Origin of the sequence: Anabaena sp. CCY 9613 (assembly GCF_963920895.1) — a bacterium.
Lineage (GTDB): Bacteria > Cyanobacteriota > Cyanobacteriia > Cyanobacteriales > Nostocaceae > Cyanocohniella.
This window is the reverse complement of sequence record NZ_CAWUDE010000019.1, coordinates 74,785-95,799: the sequence shown is the minus strand read 5'-3', so window position 1 is coordinate 95,799 and position 21,015 is coordinate 74,785. Positions and strand designations below refer to the sequence as shown.

At 39.1% G+C, this 21,015-nt stretch carries 18 protein-coding genes, 1 pseudogene and 1 CRISPR repeat array (1 of these 20 only partly in view); of the genes and pseudogenes, 6 read left to right on the top strand and 13 right to left on the bottom strand.

Features of this window, described 5'->3' with window-relative positions; translation table 11 throughout:
• Positions 1-912: direct repeats of the CRISPR family, unit length 37 nt; unit sequence GTTTCAATCCCTCATAGGGAGTTAATGAAATTTCAAC; it reaches 776 nt to the left of the window's first position.
• 210 nt (positions 913-1,122) lie between these two features.
• The 11 genes and pseudogenes from cas2 to cas3 form a co-directional block, all read right to left on the bottom strand.
• Positions 1,123-1,410, bottom strand: a complete 288-nt coding sequence (gene cas2 / locus ACM0OT_RS19990) for a CRISPR-associated endonuclease Cas2 (protein WP_414566148.1) — start codon at positions 1,408-1,410, stop codon at positions 1,123-1,125.
• An 18-nt stretch (positions 1,411-1,428) separates the two neighbouring features.
• Positions 1,429-2,433, bottom strand: coding sequence for a type I-D CRISPR-associated endonuclease Cas1d (cas1d, locus tag ACM0OT_RS19985; RefSeq protein WP_414566147.1), 1,005 nt, complete (start codon positions 2,431-2,433; stop codon positions 1,429-1,431).
• 41 nt (positions 2,434-2,474) lie between these two features.
• A complete protein-coding gene (gene cas4 / locus ACM0OT_RS19980; RefSeq protein WP_414566146.1) occupies positions 2,475-3,068 on the bottom strand; it encodes a CRISPR-associated protein Cas4 in 594 nt (197 codons plus the stop codon).
• 29 nt (positions 3,069-3,097) lie between these two features.
• Positions 3,098-3,910: a CRISPR-associated endoribonuclease Cas6 gene (cas6, locus tag ACM0OT_RS19975; protein WP_414566145.1), complete on the bottom strand. Its 813-nt coding sequence runs from the start codon at positions 3,908-3,910 to the stop codon at positions 3,098-3,100.
• A gap of 49 nt (positions 3,911-3,959) precedes the next feature.
• Entirely contained in the window at positions 3,960-4,679 is a 720-nt protein-coding gene (gene cas5d / locus ACM0OT_RS19970; RefSeq protein ID WP_414566144.1) for a type I-D CRISPR-associated protein Cas5/Csc1, read from the bottom strand.
• Positions 4,679-5,695: a type I-D CRISPR-associated protein Cas7/Csc2 gene (gene cas7d / locus ACM0OT_RS19965; protein ID WP_414566143.1), complete on the bottom strand. Its 1,017-nt coding sequence runs from the start codon at positions 5,693-5,695 to the stop codon at positions 4,679-4,681. Before cas7d ends, cas5d begins: the two co-directional genes overlap by 1 nt.
• 66 nt (positions 5,696-5,761) lie before the next feature.
• Positions 5,762-9,121, bottom strand: a complete 3,360-nt coding sequence (gene cas10d / locus ACM0OT_RS19960) for a type I-D CRISPR-associated protein Cas10d/Csc3 (protein ID WP_414566142.1) — start codon at positions 9,119-9,121, stop codon at positions 5,762-5,764.
• Positions 9,114-9,557, bottom strand: coding sequence for a type VII toxin-antitoxin system HepT family RNase toxin (gene hepT, locus ACM0OT_RS19955; protein ID WP_414566141.1), 444 nt, complete (start codon positions 9,555-9,557; stop codon positions 9,114-9,116). Before hepT ends, cas10d begins: the two co-directional genes overlap by 8 nt.
• On the bottom strand, positions 9,554-10,000 hold the full coding sequence (gene mntA / locus ACM0OT_RS19950) for a type VII toxin-antitoxin system MntA family adenylyltransferase antitoxin (RefSeq protein WP_414566140.1): 447 nt from the start codon (positions 9,998-10,000) through the stop codon (positions 9,554-9,556). The genes hepT and mntA overlap by 4 nt, the downstream gene beginning before the upstream one ends.
• Before the next feature lie 38 nt (positions 10,001-10,038).
• Positions 10,039-10,335: pseudogene (locus ACM0OT_RS19945) on the bottom strand (PDDEXK nuclease domain-containing protein); the annotation flags it as partial.
• 148 nt (positions 10,336-10,483) lie between these two features.
• Complete coding sequence (cas3, locus tag ACM0OT_RS19940; RefSeq protein WP_414566139.1) at positions 10,484-12,661, bottom strand: type I-D CRISPR-associated helicase Cas3'; 2,178 nt, start codon at positions 12,659-12,661, stop codon at positions 10,484-10,486.
• A 95-nt stretch (positions 12,662-12,756) separates the two neighbouring features.
• Between cas3 and ACM0OT_RS19935 the strand changes: the two genes are divergently transcribed.
• On the top strand, positions 12,757-13,623 hold the full coding sequence (locus ACM0OT_RS19935; RefSeq protein ID WP_414566138.1) for a WYL domain-containing protein: 867 nt from the start codon (positions 12,757-12,759) through the stop codon (positions 13,621-13,623).
• Positions 13,624-13,789: 166 nt separating this feature from the next.
• Here ACM0OT_RS19935 and trmB read toward each other — a convergent pair whose 3' ends face one another.
• Positions 13,790-14,425, bottom strand: a complete 636-nt coding sequence (gene trmB / locus ACM0OT_RS19930) for a tRNA (guanosine(46)-N7)-methyltransferase TrmB (protein ID WP_414566137.1) — start codon at positions 14,423-14,425, stop codon at positions 13,790-13,792.
• Positions 14,426-14,909: 484 nt separating this feature from the next.
• Between trmB and ACM0OT_RS19925 the strand changes: the two genes are divergently transcribed.
• Positions 14,910-16,070 carry a metallophosphoesterase family protein gene (locus ACM0OT_RS19925; protein ID WP_414566136.1) on the top strand — a complete coding sequence of 387 codons (1,161 nt, stop codon included), beginning with the start codon at positions 14,910-14,912 and terminating at the stop codon, positions 16,068-16,070.
• 107 nt (positions 16,071-16,177) lie between these two features.
• Here the strand turns inward: ACM0OT_RS19925 and ACM0OT_RS19920 are convergent, their stop codons facing one another.
• On the bottom strand, positions 16,178-17,419 hold the full coding sequence (locus ACM0OT_RS19920; protein WP_414566135.1) for an FIST N-terminal domain-containing protein: 1,242 nt from the start codon (positions 17,417-17,419) through the stop codon (positions 16,178-16,180).
• A 520-nt stretch (positions 17,420-17,939) separates the two neighbouring features.
• Between ACM0OT_RS19920 and ACM0OT_RS19915 the strand changes: the two genes are divergently transcribed.
• The 4 genes from ACM0OT_RS19915 (at position 17,940) to cbiD (ending at position 20,883) form a co-directional block, all read left to right on the top strand.
• Positions 17,940-18,173: a Calvin cycle protein CP12 gene (locus ACM0OT_RS19915; protein WP_414566134.1), complete on the top strand. Its 234-nt coding sequence runs from the start codon at positions 17,940-17,942 to the stop codon at positions 18,171-18,173.
• Between the two features lie 504 nt (positions 18,174-18,677).
• The gene (locus tag ACM0OT_RS19910) at positions 18,678-19,271 is read left to right on the top strand and encodes a DUF3177 family protein (protein WP_414566133.1); all 594 of its coding nucleotides are present in this window, start codon (positions 18,678-18,680) and stop codon (positions 19,269-19,271) included.
• 29 nt (positions 19,272-19,300) lie between these two features.
• Entirely contained in the window at positions 19,301-19,600 is a 300-nt protein-coding gene (locus ACM0OT_RS19905) for a hypothetical protein (protein ID WP_414566132.1), read from the top strand.
• Between the two features lie 167 nt (positions 19,601-19,767).
• Positions 19,768-20,883: a cobalt-precorrin-5B (C(1))-methyltransferase CbiD gene (cbiD, locus tag ACM0OT_RS19900; protein ID WP_414566131.1), complete on the top strand. Its 1,116-nt coding sequence runs from the start codon at positions 19,768-19,770 to the stop codon at positions 20,881-20,883.
• Positions 20,884-21,015 lie beyond the last annotated feature (132 nt).

Genomic DNA, 21,015 nt, shown 5'->3' with positions numbered 1-21,015 from the left:
GAATTATTTTCTGATGTTTCAATCCCTCATAGGGAGTTAATGAAATTTCAACTAATGTATCCACACCACCCAGCCTCAATAGGTGTGTTTCAATCCCTCATAGGGAGTTAATGAAATTTCAACTGAAAAAACTATTGTCTGATAAGGGATTGTTTAACTGGTTTCAATCCCTCATAGGGAGTTAATGAAATTTCAACTCCACATTCATTGCATTCTTTTGCCTTTCTGCTTGTTTCAATCCCTCATAGGGAGTTAATGAAATTTCAACAGCAAAAAAACTAATCAAGAACGGATTATACTGCGTTTCAATCCCTCATAGGGAGTTAATGAAATTTCAACTATAGATTACGATTCGTCTGGGTTTGTTCCTAATCGTTTCAATCCCTCATAGGGAGTTAATGAAATTTCAACTTAGAAAACTATAAAAAAAGTTTTAGAAAACTATTGTTTCAATCCCTCATAGGGAGTTAATGAAATTTCAACCATCAGATAAACGCTCCCGAAGCTGGTAATTTTAATGTTTCAATCCCTCATAGGGAGTTAATGAAATTTCAACTTCAAAATTCTTGCAGAGATCGTTGAATCGTTTAAGGTTTCAATCCCTCATAGGGAGTTAATGAAATTTCAACAATCAACCCACCTGCACCGGGGAAAACGGAAATCGTTTCAATCCCTCATAGGGAGTTAATGAAATTTCAACAGTGAGAAGCTACCCCCGATGTACGAATGGTTAGGTTTCAATCCCTCATAGGGAGTTAATGAAATTTCAACAACACTAGGTGGTTTTTCTTTTGGAGGTGGTTTGTTTCAATCCCTCATAGGGAGTTAATGAAATTTCAACATCTACCGTGTTTAGTAGAGTACGTAATATAAATGTTTCAATCCCTCATAGGGAGTTAATGAAATTTCAACCCAACAGCCCAAAACTCTATGTATATTTACTTTTCAAGGTTCTGGTGCGCGGATGAGGCAATCATAGCATAAAGGATGTAGATTGATTAGCCAACAAATAGCTCAAACCCAGATTATGTAAGGCGCGCGGATACTTGAGGAGCGATTTGCCTCAAAAGTCTTGCGCTATGAGGATTTGCAGCCATCTTTCCACAAGAGCGTTCTGAACACCTACCCATCCGCGCATTCTGCAAAGAAAATACTATCATCACGAATCTGTTGCCCACCAATACGTTCAATTTTACCTACACAGCAAGCACACATCGAGTAAAAGAGGATGCTATCGCTTTCAGGCTTAATTAATTTGTTTAAGCGCGATCGCAATCTTGCATACTGAGTATCAGTTAGATAGCATTCAAACACACTATACTGTACCCATTGACCGTAAGACTTGAGTATTTTGTGGATTTTGGTGCGGCGTTTGTCTTCGGGAATATCATAGGAAACAATTACATTCATTGGCAAGCTCTCCTGTTCCTATTTCAAAACCAATGGGGGGTATTTTTCGGTTTCTCCCATCAAGTATTTAGCCAATAATCGAGCCTGTAGTTCAAATGCTTCTTGATAACTACATTTGCGTCCTAATACAGGATGTTTAAACTCAGATTGTTTCTTTTGTGCGTATTGCTGCAAAAATCTTTTTCGCCCTTCTGGGGTTAAGGATACTGCACCACTCAAAGGCTCTGTTACAAAATCGCTTTTTGTCAACAATTGCTTATTCAATGTAGACAATACTACAGCATCTACTACTAAAGGACGAAATTCTTCCATTAAGTCTAACGCCAACGACGGTCTACCATAACGTTCACAATGTAAGTATCCTAAATATGGATCAAATCCTGCAATATTGACTGCACCTTGAATGTCATGCCGTAATAATGAATAACCAAAGCTAAGTAAAGAATTAACTGGATCTGTTGGAGGACGACGCACACGCTTAGTAAAACTAAATTCTGTAGTGCGAATTAATTGGTCAAAGCAAGCAAAGTAAGCAGCACTCCCAGCACCTTCTAATCCCCGCAATGAATTAATATTTTTAGTAGTCTCGATTGGTGCGATCGCTTGTTCTAAACGTGTTACATTCACAGATAAATCTAAGTTTGAATTTTCACGTTGGCGACGGATGAGAAAATTACGGTAGTTTTTCAGCTTTCCACGGACAAAACCTTGTACTACATGAATGGCTTGGGCTGATTCACCTATTGCTTGCCATTGAGCCTTACGCACAAAGATATTCTTAGTCACTTCTGGTTGCAAACTCCCTAAATAACGACCGTTATTTGTCAGAAAAGTTAAAGGTATATGCCGTTCTAGTAATTCAGAAATAGCAGCAGGTGAAATAGTTGCACGTCCTAAAATTACAACACCATCTATTTTAATTAATGGAACATCTAAAATTGTTTTTTTATCGAATTTGACATGAAGACGCTCGTCAATTTTGCCAACGAAAGCATCTTCTTGAGTAACGTATACTGTACCCATATTTACATCCACAATTAATTAATTGATATAATGATTCTTAACTACTTAGCTTCTTGATAGCGTCCTACTTTTTCTACAGCTTGCGGCAGACAATGGGAATATAAACTACACCCATCACACCGTTTAGTTTTGACAGCTTTAGGCATTGCACCTGTAAATAATAGAGTTTGCACCGCTTCAATTGTATTGATCGCAGTTTGACGCAATTGTTGCGAAATCTCTACTAGTTGACGTTGGTGAGAGTGTGCATAGTAGACATATCCAGTATTAATAGGTCTACCTATCATTTCTTCTAAACATAATGCTTGAGCGCAGACTTGTAATTCATCGTTATCCCACTCGCCCTTACGTCCTCGCTTGTACTCTATTGGATAAAATTCACCATTTTCTGATTCAATTAAATCTGATTTGCCTATGAGCTTGTATTTCTCAGACTTTAACCAAATCGCCCTTATTTGCCAAGTTTCGTCACGGTTTCCTTCACCAAGCGTATGAACACGATCATGTAAACTTGTACCTTCAATAGTGTACTGGTTATCAATAAATTCTCCTGCACAAAACATTCGCCAGCAACGATGTGGACAGTAAGCATATTGATTTAAGGCTGCAATAGGAATGTAATCACTTTCATTCATAGATTTCAATTTAAATGTCAATAATAAATTTACAGACGGCGTACCATTCCCATTCCCATTGTTGTTTTACGCCCCAATCCTGCATATAATGCAAAGTCAGCTAAAGCATTAATTTGTTTGATATGTATTGATTCAACATTACCTAAAATTCGATAGCTAATTCCTCCAACGCAACCTATAAATTTACTTTCATAGTTGCTGATAACTTCAGTATTTATATTGAAGGCGCTGGGATAAATTGACTCAATAGAAATAGCAGAAATTTCAATTCCACTATATTTATTCCAACGATTCAAAAGGCTATTGAACACAGATTCTTTGATAGGAAGAACATTATCATATCCACCTTGACGGAAAGATATAGGCGTAGCAAAGATGAAATTGAGGGTGCGATCGCTTGCTTGCTCATACAATTGTTTATAAGTGCAAGCATTAGCCCAAGGTTGCGTCGATTGGGATGTACCTTGAATACTAGTAATGTGTAAGTTTGCAGAACCCAAATGCCAAGGGTGTTTAGGATTAAGATTCAACCACAGTCCAGTTAATTTACTAAATAAAGTGTCATCAAGCAAGGAAATACGCCACCAGCAGGGAGTACCAGCTGCAATAGGTTTTTGATGACTAAATTGCAAAGTCTGGTGATGTAGCTTATCTTGTCGTTGTATTTGCAATGGGGAGAGAGTAAAGGCTTTATCTGCATTAGAGGAGTGCAGATAGTCTGCCAAATTGGAATCAACGGAATTGATCAGGGTAAGAAAGAGGGCATGAAGATGTCTGCCAGTTAAAAATTCGGGATATATAGGAGATTGAGGAATGAGGTTAAGGACAAGACTGTGAGGCATGAATAATTCAAATGGTAAATGTAGGGTGGGTATTGCCCACCACCTGATATTAAGCTTTGAATCGATACTGCATTTTTGCAGGTAAGCGCAATTTTTCAGTTTTGTTAGGATTGTCAAATTCGTAGTAATGTCCTTGACAAATGCTAACATTTTGAATCAGACTCACCGGGGGCATATTTATCACATCATAGCTAACAACTTGATGAGTAAACATTACATCTAAAGGATTCAATGGATAAGAAAAAGAGAAGTCACCTGTTTTTAATTCAATTGTGGTAACTTCTTGAATAAGGAGTTCAGCTTTACTCATCCATTTACCTAAGCGAATCCATTTTGGTAGCTTCAATTGCTTTTGAGAAATTACAAACAACTCAAACTTACTCTCCGGTGCAATTTCTTTTGCCCTACCAAAACTAGGAATATTTTTTTGTGTTTTCTCCATCTCCACATGATAGTTGTTGTTAGCATACTTCCAAGTGTTGAGAATAGCAGAATGGCTAATTGCAACTGCTGGAGTTACATAAATTCCTTGTTGATTTAGCGGTGTTAAATGCTCCTCATATTTTGGCACTTGTTCGGGGCAAAAGTAGCGATAAGAATATTCTTCAGCAACGGTAGTAGAGTAGATTTCGCTATCAACTAATCCCAGCGCATAACAGAGAGCGTAATTGTGAATTATTGGCTCTGTTTCATACAATCTGCCGATTTCACGAGTAGCAAAATAGAGGCTGTCGTGCAACTCTAATTGACAACGGTAAATAAATACCATTACTCTTTCCCCACTTTCGCAGCAGTTTTCTTTTTGCTGATATGAGCTTTGGCGTAAGCCTTAGCTTCTGCATCAGCTTTTTGTAAAATTGCCTGAATACCTTTCTCACTTCCTGTTAAAGTTTTGACTTCATTAATGAGGGATATAAAAGCATCACCAATTAAATCTGTATGAACAATAAACTCATCAACCATTAATGCCTCAATAGCATTTTTAGCAGCAGTAATCACATCATCTTCATCTAGTGGATCGGGAGTCTTTAAAGTATTATTAGATTTCATTTGGTCATATATTGTCTGAGTCCAACGCAGGTTACTAGTAATTTCTCCATCAGCAAATACAACACCAATCAACTCATTTCTGACACGACCTGTGCGGGTAGTTTGCGCTCCATAGTGACGAGTCCGCAGGATGTTATTGAAAACGTAAAGAAAGCTAGCCTCAGTTGGGTCTTTCAATGTGACAATACTAGGGAAGAAAACTTGCGGTTTAATGTGGTCTTGTTGATTAATTCGACTAGTGACTTCACCAGCTTTAGAACCATTTTCACCTTTAGAAGCCATTGTGCCATTTTCATAAGGAGCATTGAGGGTGAATGTTTCGTGTGATTCATCAAAAGCTGTAATGGAAAATGCCGTATCTACCACAACTTTCGATTTTTCTGAGCCTGAGTCACCAATAGCAAAACCATAAATGATGCAATCAGGATTATCCATTGCGAAATTCACATTATATTCGCATTCTTGAGCAGTCATTAATCCATAGTTACGCAACAATTCCCGACCAACTAAACGTTCTGGAGTAGACTGCTTACGCTTGAACATTGACAAACGACTAATTGTAGTTTTGTCTTTAACTCCTGCTCTTACCCGTGCTTTATTTAGTTCTGAATCTGTCTGGAATAGAGGATAAGATTCGGTAATACGGATAGTCAAAAAGTGAGCATATTTACCCATTGGTTTATAAGGAATTTCAGCTTGAAAGAATTTGGATTCTACAGTTTTTAAAATTGCCATGATTTATCTCCAAAGAATTATTTACTAGTTGTTTACGTTTCCAGGAAAAATGGTAAGGGTAAATCCCTAATCATTCTCGTTATCTATTTCCGCAGATTTTTCATTTTTTTCTGCATTTTCTCTATCATCTTCAAGGCGATAAAGAAACTCACAGGTATCTCGAATTAAGTTGAGTTGACGACCAGCTAAACGAGCGCGATCGCCCTTAAAACATCCCTCAAAAACATCCTCTACAAAATACTTGGCAAAATCTAGAACAGCTTGGCGTTCTTCCTCACGTTTGCTCATGATCCAGCGTCCTTCGGCAGTAGAAGAATGAACCCGATCCATAAGTTTAAAAACTTCTGCTGCAACAGCCGCAACTAAAGTATCTCCCTGAAACACACTTGATTCAGCTTTGAGTATAGTTTCAGCTGCAATATCAATCGGTTTTAACACAGCATTAGACTTAGGATTATAACGCTTATTAGCTCTATAAAATCTGCGGTATAAATCTGTTAATTTCTGAGGATGATTCAGACTTGATACTTCTCCCACAATTAATTGCTCCATATTCGTGTCATATTTCACATAAGGATCAAAACAAGGATAAAAATGATAGGCATAAAGCCTGATTTTTTCAATTCGCGCTGTTTCCGTTCCCTGGTTACGCACCCAGCGATTGAGATAAGAAAAGACGTACAAAGGACTGGTTTCAAAATCTTTTGCCAGTTCTGTAAATCTCCCCCAGTTGGCATCGTAACCAGACTTACCTTGCCTAGCATTCACATCTAAATGAATAGCGTAAGCGGCGGTAAGTACATTTAAAGGCGCTGGGTATTGGATGCCGTTTTCATTCCAACCTTCGAGAATGTAGTCAAGACGGAAGCGATCGCGCCTTACTAAAGCACGGAAAGCATGAGGCGCACTATCAAGGAAAACGCTTTCCTCAAATTCAGCCCCATCATTAAAGGGTGGAATCGGTGATTCTGAAACCACAGTTTTAACATCTAAAATCATCGGGAAAGCAAACGCTAACCAACTAGGCATTACCCAAGATTCTGTATCAGTGCTGTCTCTTCCTGGTGGCAGCGCCATGAAGTAAAATGTTAAAGGCTGGTCTTCAGGATAGGAAAGTTTAAAGGTGCGATCTTTGTCACGTTGGAGGTTTTCATCGATTAAGAAACTATCTACACTTTGGTAGCGATCGCGCCCCAAATCCGCCTGTAAATCCTTACTGATAAAATGATTGCGAACGCTCGTATCAAAGCGAGTTTGAGCAATACCGTTGTAAGCTTTCTGCAAAAACTTGTTCGTTTCTGGAGTAAAGTAATAAGTCGGATAAAAATAGAGATAGCGATATTTACCATCTTCAAATCGCTTACCTACAGCTTGAGTTTGATTCATCAAGATTTGCCTCAGCATCATCTCCACACCAGCAATACTGGAGATATTGCGTTTAGCGTTAGAACCTCCTAACATTTGCTTGTTTGTATAAACTTGTGGTGTAAATAAAACTGCTGATTCCATCTGTTCAGTAACTGTGTAAGCTGAATGAGAAATGGAGCAGATTAATTGCCGTCCACGTCCTGCTTTTTTCGCAGCATTGTAATTATCTAACTCATTTTGGAATGTTTCAATTTGCGTTTTAACAGATGACTCTAGATTAGTGCCTGGTAACATCACAACTCGTTTTACCCAAAGTCTTAAATCATCCCAACCATCAGGTAATTTATATTGAGAAATTATCGGATAAATTAAGGTTGTCAAATAGTCAATTACTTGCTGACAAACTTCACGTACATTTTCAATTCCTGGATGATGTTCTAAATATTTAGCCGCTAGATAATACCATTCGTAAGGTACTCCTCCCGTATTTCCTTTTAACTTGTTTTTTTTGAGACTTTCATTAATGCGTTGAATTTCTCTAATTTGGGGTAAATATTCTGCTAGATTCCAAAATTCTGCAACTTTGTGAGTTAAATCAAAATCGAGAATTGCTGGCAGCTTTTTATCTTTCTTACGAGCAGAATCAACGCGATTAACTGTTTCTTCCCAAATCTTCCGGCTAACTAAATCACCAAATTCTGCTATTTGGTCAATGCGGATATCGTCTTCAAATTTGAAGTCATAATCAGCAGATAAAACATTTTGTTGCTGAAACTTGTTCAGATTTTCGCTGCGACTTTTAGCGACAGAGCCTTTATTAGGGTTTAAGATGCGTAATGTAGCATCTAAGGCTACTTTCATCAAGCCTATATCGTCAAAAAATAAGTTGTAATATTCGGCATATTTCATGCCTTTGCCATCTCGACCAAATCCTGTTTGTCTAAGGCGTAATTGACCTGCACAAAGCGATTTAATACTATTAACTATGCGGTCTGGTAAATCTTCCGGCGAGATAGCTGGAGCATTGCGCGAAGCCAAGTAAATTACGCCTGTTGGTAGATATAACAAAGGTTCATAGTAAGTATGCTCATCAGTATTCAGATTGATATGAGCCTGAATTAAAGCATTATTTACTACATTAGTTAAAACACCACGATTTTCAGCAATGCTGTGATAGGTAAATTTCAATTGTCCATCACTGAGGCTGTGGATAATTTCCTTGAGTCTAGGATGTTCTGCATTCTGGGGATGTTTAACAATTGAGGCGAGAGAATCAGCTAAACAAGTTAAATCAGACAGACTGCGAAGCGTGCGGTCTTTGAGAACAGGATTCAAGCCAAACTCAGAAAAGTTCCAGTTAGTATCCCAACGGCGTTGAGCATTATAAGCCATGCACAACAAATCATCTAGATACTCTCGGTAAGTTTCTGGATTATCTGGGTTGATAAACTTATCAAGTCCTAACTGGTGAACTTTGTTATCAATAATTTCACGATGCTCGGTTAACGATAGCTTGCGGCAGTTTTCAGGGACATCAGGAAACTTTTCAAAATCATGTAAAATAAATCCAGCAATTACTAATCTGCGTTCTCTTTCTTTCACCACTCGCCGGACAGTGGTATCAATTTTTTGTAGACGCTGCTCAATTAAGTTAGCAGGAAATAAACCATTTAATAAGTGAGTATTCAGCGATTGATCAGCAGCATTATCTCGCCTAACTTTGCTTTTTCCTTCAGCTTCTCGTTGTTGGTCAATTTCATCAAAAAACTTACCGCCTTTAGCAGTCACACCAATGGCTATCCGTAACAGATTTGGTAAAACGTACTCACCAAAGTCTGCCATTACTTTATCATCTGGATTTTGAGCTTGAATTGCTTCTCGTAATAACTTGAGTGTTAGTAACTCACCTTCAGTTTCAATAGTGCGGTCTGAAGAATCACCATCAAAACCAAAATCACCCGATAACCAATCATCTATGGTTTCAGAATTTACATTATTTTCTGTTTCTAAAAGTGATAATTGTTGATACTCATCTGAATTTTTACTTTTTTTAGCCATCTTCTTGACTCAATGAAATTAAATAAGAGTTAACTTGGCGCACATAAAGCGGATATTGTTGCAGTGCCAAACTGATAGAGTTAAAAACTTCCTGTGGATCTATCTCGTCATATTCATGTACAAGACGATTTCTTAATCCTGATGATGGTGCTATTTGTCTGGCTAATTCAGGCGTTATTACTTGATATTTACTCACTTCAATGAAAGCTTCAAAATTAGTAGCAGAATTGCCAGGACTTAATCTTGATAATATGTGTTCATTAATGTCTATTGCGGCTTGAGTCATTAATTGCAGAAGTCTTTGTACAACAAGTTGTTGACGAAAATCATTTAAAAATTCATCAAGGTTAATAGAGCGAAACTCATTTAAAGTGTTGTAATATTTAGCGATTAACTTTAATCTAACCAAAACTATCTCAGTATCTATATTACTCATACTCCCCACTTATTTAGTTCTATTTCGATTTTTTTGTGTTGCTCTTGGCGAAATTTCTTCAACTCTGATTCTGACTTTAATGAAGTTAATCTAAATGTTTCAAATTTTCCAGGGTATTCCTCAAATATCATAATTCCATCACGAGCAACGAAATGAGCAATTAACCAAGAACAATGATTAAGTTCTACAATATCAATTTGATCAGAATTTATTTTGAATACTTTCCCAAGCACCATAGGTAACTCAAACAACAGGAAAGCATTATCTTTTACATAAGCCTCACGTTGCTCTTGATCACACAAAACTGCAAAATCCCAGTCACTTTTAGTGTGAGTGTTACCAGTAGCTCTAGAACCAAATAAAACTAACATTTTTAAATAAGGTACTTTTTCAGGAAGTTGTTGAGCAAATTCTCTGAGTTCTGTAATTGTTGGTGTTGTCATATTAGTATTCCTATTAACTGTTATCCACTTCGCAATTTTTATTCCACTCCTTCTAACAGTTTAGCAACTTGCTCTGGAGCCGGAAGCTGATTTTTTAATTCTTGAGGTAGTGTGGAAACTACTTGATAAGTTCCTACACCAATTGGTCTATTAGATTCTTTTAATGCATATTCCACAATTGTTCTCTGCTTAGACTTGCAAAGAATAATTCCAATAGAAGGATTTTCATCAGGTAGCTTTACTTTGTCATCTAAAACGGCTAAATAAAACTGCATTTTACCAATATATTCAGGTAAAAACTTCCCAATTTTAAGTTCTATCGCCACTAAACACTTTTTATGAAATCCTTGTATACATGGAGCTTCACGCGCACAAAAAATAATCCTTTAAAATCCCTATTAGGAATTGAAACGAATAAGTCTGTGCTTAAAACCGTAAGCTCTTGTCATAAATCAACCAAAATCCCTATCAGGGATTGAAACTTCAAACAACCCATATCTCATCTCCTTTGCTTTTAAACGTGTATGCAAGCGTATCTAGCAACAGTGCAGAGTGACCAAAAGCGATCGCACAGCTTGTACTAGCATCATGAAAGCTATACTGATCGCTAATTGGGTAAATCTGAAAGTGCATCGGTAGCCGTAACCGCATCCGCACTTCAGCAAGAGGACGGCGAATTACGTAACATACCAAACCCTTTTTTTTCAAACTTTTGTTAATTCCTGCAATCCACGGGTTTTCTGGTTGCCAAATTTCCACACCAGTTAAAACCTGAACTTTCCAAGCATCGGCTATTGGTTGCAAGTCGCCAGAGTAGGTAAACTTCCAGTTCAGCCGTTCCTCTCGGTAAGAACGCAACTTCATAAATGCTAGACAATGAGCAAATCTACCTTTGGCAATGGGTTGTCCGGTACGTGCTGCGGTTTCTTTAAGTGTCCGTATAAATGCCGCTTCCGTCCACATTTCAATTTCTAAATTTCCCAAAATACCCGGTAAATCGTAGGTTTTAAACCTATCTGCTTCGTTTTCTTCCGTTAAGTCGTATAAACCACATTGCAAAGGACTTGAACCTCGAAAACTAGCAGCATCCTCAGCAATTGGATTTCCTGATTTACCTGAAAGCGTTTGCCAATCTTTCGCCCATCCTTGAATACGTCCAGCTTGTGACTTCAGACTTGTTTCAAATACTTGTTCACAGGCTTCTTGAAACTTGTCTCGACTTTGGGCATACTGTTGTTTAATTGTGCGATCGCTCAACTGATAATACAACCGAAATGATTGCACAGCCCCCCAACGACGATAATAACCACGAAAATCGTTGATTTGTCGATAATTCTCAGTAATTGTATTGTGAAAAAAGGGGCGATCGCAAACACTATTTACCTCTAAAGATGGAGCATCTACCTTAAATAAACGCTCTACTAAAAAGTTAGGAACAAGAGCAAAAGCTGTAAAATTCTCAAACTTGATTTTTTGACCATCTTTCTCATATTCGTCATGCCTTCCTAAACGTCCTAAACGTTGGATAAAGTTACCTGCATCGGATGATTCAAAAATTAAAAAATTGATTTTGAAATCAACCCCAACATCAATTGTGCTAGTGCCAATAACCAAGTCAGATGCAAGACTTCGCTCCTTTTCTTCTTTTCCCGATAGCCCTGTATTCTCTCCGACTTTCAATCTGTAAGGGTGTAGGATTTCCCGGAAAAATTTAGTTAGGCGTTTGACTGCTGCAATTGAGTTAAGGATGATTGCACCTTTACTTCCTGGATACTGCTGAAACTGAGCCAAAATCAAATCACTATTTTCTTTTAGCCAGGTTTCCGAAGCTTTAAACGACGATTCCAAAGGAATAAAATTCAGCTTAATTGTCCGTGCTACTTGCCGCCAGCCCTGTGCTTGCAGTTGCTGTCCTTGTTCTGGTGTATCGGGAAATTGATATTTATTTTGTTTTAGAGGATCAATTTCTTGACAATGAAATCCTGCTTTTTCTAAGCGTCCAATTAAGTTTGTATCTGGTGTAGCTGAGAGAAACAGAAATTTCTTGCGGCGATTTGTACAGCGAATTAACAACATTGTGTTAATGACGCTAGCAATTTGGGGAGCAGCGAAAACATGAAATTCATCAAAAATAAACAAGTCAAAATCTTTATCAATTCTGCCCCATAGTTTATCTGGACTATCGCCACGAATTATATAAGCACCTCGATGTAGGTAGTGAAAAATATCCGGGTTGGTTAATAATGCTTCTCTTTGGTTAGTGAGAGTTGCGATCGCAGCTCCTTTTTTCAATCCTTCATTTTCTGCATAAATTTCTAAATCAGCCCCGCTAAGTCTTACTACACGAGGTTTGTCTCTGGGTTTAAATTCTTCAATATATCCTTGAACTTGGATTTCTTGATCACGCGCTAATTCATTAGTTGGATAAAGTGCAATGGCGGAAAATTCACCTTGAAGCACTTCTAAATAAGCAGCCAAGCTTTTACCATCGCCAGTCATTGCAGTATTGAATACTACATCAATATTTGGATCTTGTAATGCTTTGAAAGTTTCAACTTGATGCCAAGATAATGACCAGCCATCAGGAATATTCAAGCCTTCTGGTGTCACCACTGTTTGAGAATACACTCCCTTGAGAGTTATTGTGTAATCGTTGGACATATACTTAATACTGTCCGTAAACTGTTGTTGAAATCTATCTTGACACGCAAAATAGAGATTGGCTAGTAAATTACTATATAAAGTGTCCGTACAAAATGAGTCGTAAAGGTCAATCAATAACTTTATCTCTGCGGGAACAGGATAAAGCTGAACTAGAAAACTTGGCTTTGGAGTTTGGTATGATGTGGGGCGATCGCCCGAATATCTCTAAGCTGATAGAAGCGATCGCCCGTCATCAGCTAATTATTGGTAAAAATCACGACTGGTCAGAAGAACGTATTCGTGCGCTTGACCGTGCAATGCGTTTATTAACCGACAATGGGCAAAATGACCAAGCACAAACAATAGCACAATTATTACTAGAACGTAGCGAACTACCAATACCTCTGCGTACCAACATTGAAAGTTTTTTAGGAAATTTACACCCACAATGGCGTTTGGAAATTGACCGTTATATCTTACGTCAGGAAGCATTTCAACTCAGTTATCAAGATGCCGCACAACGAGTTTTTAATTTTACTGTCTACTATGCTAAAATTACAGCCCATGAAAAGCGGCAATATCTAGATTGCTGGTGTAAAGAGACAGAAGGTAATTCTGATGTGGAAGAATTGCGTCATAATTGGAGTTTACGTTTAGACCGTATTCAAGACGCTGCTGTTTTACCTGTTACTGGTCAGTGGCGTACTGCTGGGCTTGCACAGATAGACATAGAGATGCATCTGCTGGGTAATTTAGGCTTTGCTTATCAGTCCAAACCAGAAGACAAAATAAATGACTGGCTACCAGAGACACAACGAGTAAAGCAAGTTATCAGGAGTGTCTCTAATACATTTTGGTTTACTAGGGAAGTGATGCAATATGCACCAGATTGTGTAATTGTATCGCCAAAAAGTGTACAAGTACTCATTCAAAAGAAAATTAAAACTCTTTATCACAATTACCGTTTAGATGTATCTTGATGAAAATTGTCTAGATTTAACAACTAAGGAGTAAATGAAATTGCGGCTTTATCGATTTTTTACGCATTAATTCGGTTACTTATCGAAGTTTCAATTCCTAAAGGGACTGGGGAAAAAATGATCATATTTCTACCCCGCACGAAGCCGCTAACGCTGATCACTCCCTCTATGCCAAAGTAAACAAAGCACGGTAAACAGGTTCTCCTTTATTTTGAGTGCCTATTTCTCTTTCCGTCGGTACTGGTAGAGGGTTTTCGGCTAGCCATTCTCCTGTACCTAATTGCTGAAAGGCGGGATTTTCCGCAAAGCGATCGCGCATTTCCACAGCCACAAATTTTATATCTGATTGCAGAAATACTACCCCCCCAACTGCTAAGTAATTAGCTAGTTCTGCCACTAATTCCGGTTGTACTACACGGCGTTTAGCGTGACGGGTTTTAAACCAAGGATCAGGGAACTGAATGGACACCCGTTGTAAAGTGCCTGTAGGCAGAGAAGATAATAGCGATCGCAATGAATTATTCACATTGCAAAATAAATAGTGGAGATTTGTGATACCCAATTCACTTCGTACCTGATTCGCCTCCACTACCAACGGTTCTCGAATTTCCAAACCTAGATAATTCCAGTCTGGTTCTATTTGCGCCATTTTTAATAAAAATCTGCCCTTAGCACAGCCAATATCCAAATGTAGTGGTTGATTTGGCTGGGTATAAACTTTTTCCCAGTCTAGAGGACTTGCTGGCGTTTGATACTTTTTGGCCAGGGGGTTAACGTGTTGGCGGACTCGGACAACTGCCAAAATTGATACTCCTTTCAGTGTTAAATTTGAATATTGTTAAATATATTTAAACGACTTACAACATATTAATTAATAATAGTGTTACTCCGTAATAATTAACATTTAACAAAATATATTTTGTCTTATTATTATTTAAAAATTTTTACGGCAATTTAATTTATCATATATCAGCTAATCATACCAAGTCTATGTCAATCTGTACTTAATTCAGTTATCTGCTAAAACTAATATTTGCTAAACACACCCATAATCGGCAGCCTCATGCAACTTATCTTAATTAAGAAAGAAAATTACCTGAATTGTATAAAATTATTACATATCATATTGGTCTTTAATTTTTGCAAAAACTCAGTATACCTTGATTCCTTCTTACCTGTTCGCCTTACACGTTCCCCGTTCCCTATCTCTAGTTTTTCAAAGCAAGCGTTATACTTTGTGAAAAAGAGTTTTTTCCGCACTGTTTTTAAAATTAACCTCAAAATCAATGTCTTTAAGTTTTCGCTTTGCCGTAGTTAGTGACTTACATTTGGCGCTTCCTCATACTATTTGGGATCATCCTAGCCGATTTCATTTGGTGGAGGTTAGTATCCCAGCTTTTGAGAGTGCAATAGAACATTTAACACAACTGGATTTGGATTTCCTCTTGCTTCCAGGCGACCTAACTCAGCACAGCGAACCAGAAAATCATCTCTGGTTACAAAAACGATTAGCCAAGCTTCCTTTTCCCACTTATGTTGTTCCAGGTAATCATGATGTTCCCGTACTCCAGGCGAATCAACAATCTATTGCTTTTGCCGATTTCCCCCACTATTACCGCCAATTTGGCTATACTGATCCCCAGCAACTTTACTATACACAGCAATTGTTGCCTGGAGTCCGATTAATTGGTCTAAATTCTAACTTGTTTAATGAACAGGGTGAGCAGATAGGGCGTTTAGATCCGCAACAACTTAGCTGGTTAGAAGAGGTACTTGCAGCATTTACAGATGAATTAATACTAGTAATGGTGCATCACAATGTTGTTGAGCATATACCCCATCAATCGCGCCATCCCTTAGGTAAGCGCTACATGCTGGAAAATTCTCCTCAACTGTTACAACTTTTACAACACTATCAAGTCCAGCTAGTGTTTACGGGACATTTGCATATTCAAGATATTGCTTGTTCACAAGGAGTATATGACATTACCACTGGTTCTTTAGTCAGTTATCCTCACCCTTATCGTGTTTTCGAGTTTCGTCAAGATAAACAGGGTAGAGAATGGTTACAAGTTTTATCTCATCGCATAGAAACAGCACCTAATTTCCCGAACCTGCAACATTTATCAAAGCAGTGGATGGGCGATCGCTCTTTTCCTTTTTTACTGAAACTATTAACTCAGTACCCCTTAAACTTACCTCTAGCCGAGGCAGAAGAACTAGCACCTTTGATGCGTGATTTTTGGGCCAATATCGCTGATGGCGACGCTATATTAGACTATCCTCATTTTCCCCCAAAGGTGCGTCGCTATTTTCAAACATACGGTGCGATCGCTGATGGTAGTCCTCACTTGATTGATAACAACACCACCCTTCTGTTAGGACAACCACAGGAGATTAGACAGCCAGTAGGTACGATGAGTAACCTTCTTTCACTTGTTGATTAACCCTCATCTCCCCTGTGGGGAACTCAAAAGGAGCCAGTGCGATGGGCGGGTTTCCCGACTTGTAGCAACTGGCGTTCAAAAAACTTAACTCACTTCATTCCCCTCATCTAGTCGCCATCGTCTATTGCTCGGCAAATCCCAAAAACAGATGTATAACCGTGTACAAATGTAGTACCAGCCACAGGGCCAATTTCACCACTACAGAAAAAACCACCTACGGGGATATGTGGGATGTAGCGGTTAAATAATTCTGAATCAAAATTGGGTTTGCCATAAAGCCCTTGGCCACGTCCCACACAAGAAAACATTAAAGCAGCAGCGGCAGCCGGTTCGGCAAGTTGTTGAGTTTTATACCGTTCTAAAAGAAATTCTAAATCTTCGGCCGAGGCTTCGGCATCGCGGAGGTGGAATTGGAGGCGTTGGCCAGGACGGACAATATCTCCCACTGCGATCGCCCCAGCAGATGGATCTACCCCCAGAATGCTCCGAATTAAAAAGTCTCCTTGCTGCAAAGACAGTTTAAATTGATCCATTGCCATGCCCACAAACAAAGAGTGCTGTGCTAGCATTCTTTCTTGTTCACTGAGACTAGCAATCAAATCTCGCAATACTACCAGGGGAACTTTTTCATCTAGTTCGAGGATGATATTGCGTTCAGCTTTTGTCACTTGCATTGGCTCACCGATGGGTCGGCATCCTTGGGCCACAATGGTTTCTAAAACAATATTGCCGCTTAAGGCCAAGCCTACCGTTCCCTCACGATACAAGCATTGATGCAGCCCAGCGGAGGCATCGTTACAAAACAGTGACATCCGACCACCTAAACCACCAGAGCTAGCCTGTCCTCCGACAACTACTGATCCTGGGTAGGCAAAATCCAGCCCTTGCAATAAATCATTGATTCTCGAAGAAAAGGCACTAGATAGCAAAATAAATTGGGGTGCTGGAGATGGTTGCACACCAATTAAATCAATCCAAGCATCTGGTGAACTATCCAAGTCAGGTAATTCTTCAGCCAGAACATGAAAAACTTTTATATTCACCCCTGGCAGATGTGCTAAAGTCAAGCTAATAGCTGCTTCTGCTTCTAATTCTTGAGTTTCTCCGGTAGCTGTAGTACCAATTACACCACCACCACTACAACCAATCATCACAGGTACTGAAAGTTTTTCAGCCAGTAGAGGTAAAAGCCGGGAATACTCACTTGCAAATGCAGACGAAATAAATACCAGCCCTAAATCCGCAGGTACTTTTAATATCGAGACAGCTTGTTCTACCACATCTGTAATAGCTGCTTCCAAAGAAGGACGGGTTGATAGGGCATTTGCCCACTGCATTTGGTCTGCCATGAATTTTGGGCTTTTTCCTCTTGTTAGTCCAGTAGTGGGAATTTTCGATCCTGGGCAGAATTGCATCCTACAAGAGTTGACACCAGCCAACTTGATCTCTCCTCAGTGCTTTGTTCATACCAGGAAGCCAGTATTTCTGACCTTTAATAACCAGTCAGCTACTTTTGCTCAACTACACTAATACAGCACAGCGGAAAGAGAAATCCCGATGGAAAACAGCGCTATAGCCATAGCATAAACATCTCTGAACTTCCGCAAAGCAGCACTAGGGTTGTCATTCCCTACCAGATGTACTCAATGTATTGTATGATTGTACTTTCGTGGTACTGACTCTATAAAAACTTAAGAAATAGATATAGATATACTAAGTAAGCCACTCAATGTTGTATTAATTATGAATCATCAGGCTAATACACTAAGGTAACACTTAAGTGGTTAAAATAGTTGAAGATAGAACAAAAAGTTGCCATTCTTAAACTTTTTCTATACTGGTACTAAAACAACACAACGAGACTAAACTATGAGCGATACCCAAGGAAAAATCCAAGAGACAATTGCAGCAGAAGTAGAACAAGCTCGTACAGTTTGTGACACTTCTGGTAGTAGCTCTGCTGAATGTGCGGCGGCTTGGGATGCAGTTGAAGAGCTGCAAGCTGAAGCTTCCCACCAACGCCACAAAAAGCCCAAAAATTCTCTAGAACAGTACTGTGATGATAACCCAGAAGCAGCAGAGTGCAGGGTTTACGAAGATTAGTAAATAAGTAGGTGAATTGTTTTTTACCTGATTGGCAAGCAACTAAAATCCACTAAATAACTAAATATCTGGCGTTTTTGATTTATTCCTGGATCAAATCTCAATCCATCTCCTGGCAATATCTTTTCTCTCTACTGATGGGAGTAAGTTGATAATTCTAGGTTTGGGTGGTTTTAGGAGGTAAATATTGAGGATCGTGATGACCCGCAAATATGACCCCTAAGAATGAAAATATTGAGCTTTGTCTGGGCATACTAGCTCATAACTGCGGAGTGAGTTCCATAACTCTCCCGCAGGTAGCTGGCTGATAAAGGATATTTATAGTTGAGGATTTGCACGTTGCTTGTTTTTTTTGCAACTAGAAATTAGGCTAAGTCATAAGATAGAGTTATCAAAAACTTGATCAACAGACAAAAAGTTGATATTTCATCCTCAATTCCGGACAAATGCTTCTGTAAAATAGCTGCTCTAGATACAAATTTGTTATAGCCTGAGAACAAAACTATGCAAGAACTTTGGTTTCGCCCGTTCGTCTGGGTGGACTACCGACTGGCGGTATTATTTATGGTGATTATTCCCTTAATTCTTTTAATTTGGGTGTTTGTCCAAAAAGTAGAAGGGATGCAACGCTTGTTATCTATTTATTGGCGAGTATCTAGTCTGTTGGCAATCACAGTTTACTTGATGATTGCTCAGTACCCAGTTAGTTTTATTACTGGATTGATTGGGCAGATATTGATACCGATTTCCCTGTGGTTTTGGGTGGATCTCAATGATGAAATTGACTATCAACCAAGTAGTCCTTTGAAATTAATCTTTACCTCGTGGCGTTGGGGCGTGACGGTTTATTCCATTTTAGGTGCAATTGCCTTTGTTCCTTTTGTGGGGTGTGCTTTCTCAGAAACCGTTATTAAAACTCCCTATTGCCAAGTTTGGTTTGAAGCCCCCTTAATGTTTAAAGAGTATTTCCACTACAACAGTACACCAGCTTTCCTAGGCTTTTTGGGCATAGTTGGTTTGGTAATTTATGTGGTTTACTTGACCTACTTTGTCCTCGTCAAGCTGGGCAAACAGGGACGTTCAGCCATACAACAGTAACTCATCTTTTGTGGTAAATTTCCTGTTTAATGAACAATTTTATTGGCAAGCGGTTGGAACAATACACCGTTAAACGCCCCCAAGAAGTCTTACTGGTAACAGTAGAAATAGCCGATGAACAAGATAAAGTTGCTGTGTTTAAAGGCTTTTCTAGTTCTTTAATGCGTCCAACAGCATTTGATGCGGATGTACCAGTCATTCCAGAGGGCGCAATAATTCTTAGTATTGACCGCATCAGAAGTCCTTACAATCCTGAAGCCCCCCGTTATATTCAACGAGCAATTTCTTGGGAAGCTATGCAAGATTTGCTGTTAGAAGTTGGTGTTTAGTTAGAGGCTAGTACCGCAAGTCAAAAGTCAAAAGTCAAAAAGCTTATTTTATAGGCTTTTCATTGATTTCAACTGGTTTGTTTATTTACGCCGACTTGTACTAGTACAATATCTTTCTCCCCATCTCCCCATCTCCCCACCTCCCCATCTCCCCACTCCCTTCCAAAATGTCCCGTTCTGGATACACTCTCCCTGTTTTTGCCTGTGCTTCTGCTGTGGCTGCATTACACTGGTTACGCCATCGTCAACCCCTAACTGTTGTGTCGGTAGACTTGATGGAACCTGCTGAAATTGCAGAAATACCGATTGAACAGGTGGCTGGATTCTCTGAAAATCAGGCTTTGGCAATTACCCGCAGTGAACCAGGGGATAATCTCGATTTAACTAGAAATACTCCCATTTGGGCGCTGGTGGAATGGAGAGAAGGCGATGGAGAGACTGTAACTATTCAAGGTGGGGAAGGTATCGGTAGACAAGTAAATGCTGATGATAAGCCGGCGATTTATGCTTATGCTCACAGGCTGCTAACAGAGAATCTGACGCGAATGCTAGCACCGGGTGAAAAAATTACGGTGAAAATTATTTTACCAGAAGGGCGATCGCTTGCTGTTCGCACCTCTAATTCGGCTTTTGGTGTGGTGGAAGGTCTTTCTCTGTTGGGGACAACTGGTATTTCTCAACCTTTGAGTACACCAGATCAATTGGCTACTTTTCGCAGTGAATTGCAACACAAAGCTAGTCAATTTGAAAGCTTGGTATTTTGTATTGGCGAGAATGGCTTAGATTTAGCGCGTAAACTCGGTATTAATCCCGAACAACTGGTAAAAACGGCTAACTGGTTGGGGCCATTGTTAGTAGAAGCCGATGTATTAGGTGTTAAAGAAATCTTATTGTTTGGTTATCACGGCAAATTGATGAAATTAGCTGCGGGAATTTTTCATACTCATCACCATTTGGCTGATGGACGTAGGGAGGTTTTAACAACGCATTGTGCCTTAGCTGGTTTACAGTCACCGCATATCCAAGCAGTCTTTCACAGTGCTACAGCCGAAGCAGCATTGACATACCTAAGAGCCTTAGATGCAGCCACAGGTAGTGATTGGGTGAATCAAGTTTATCAGGCGATCGCGCAAACTATCGATACTCGTTCCCAAGAATATATGCAAAGCCATAGTACAAGAGGTACAGCAGCAACAGTATGTGGCTCACTTCTTTTTGACCGCCAGCGCCAAATTCTTGTAAAGAGCAAAACTGCTTGTCTCTTAATGGAAAAATTGTGTTAATTTATTATGAATAATCATAAATAATCCCAATCAATATCTTTTTAAGTAAGCACTCTCAGATAAGTTATTTTTTTAATACCATGCCATAACTATTGGCTAGCAAACGCTTTCTACCTGGCGTTTCTTCGGGGA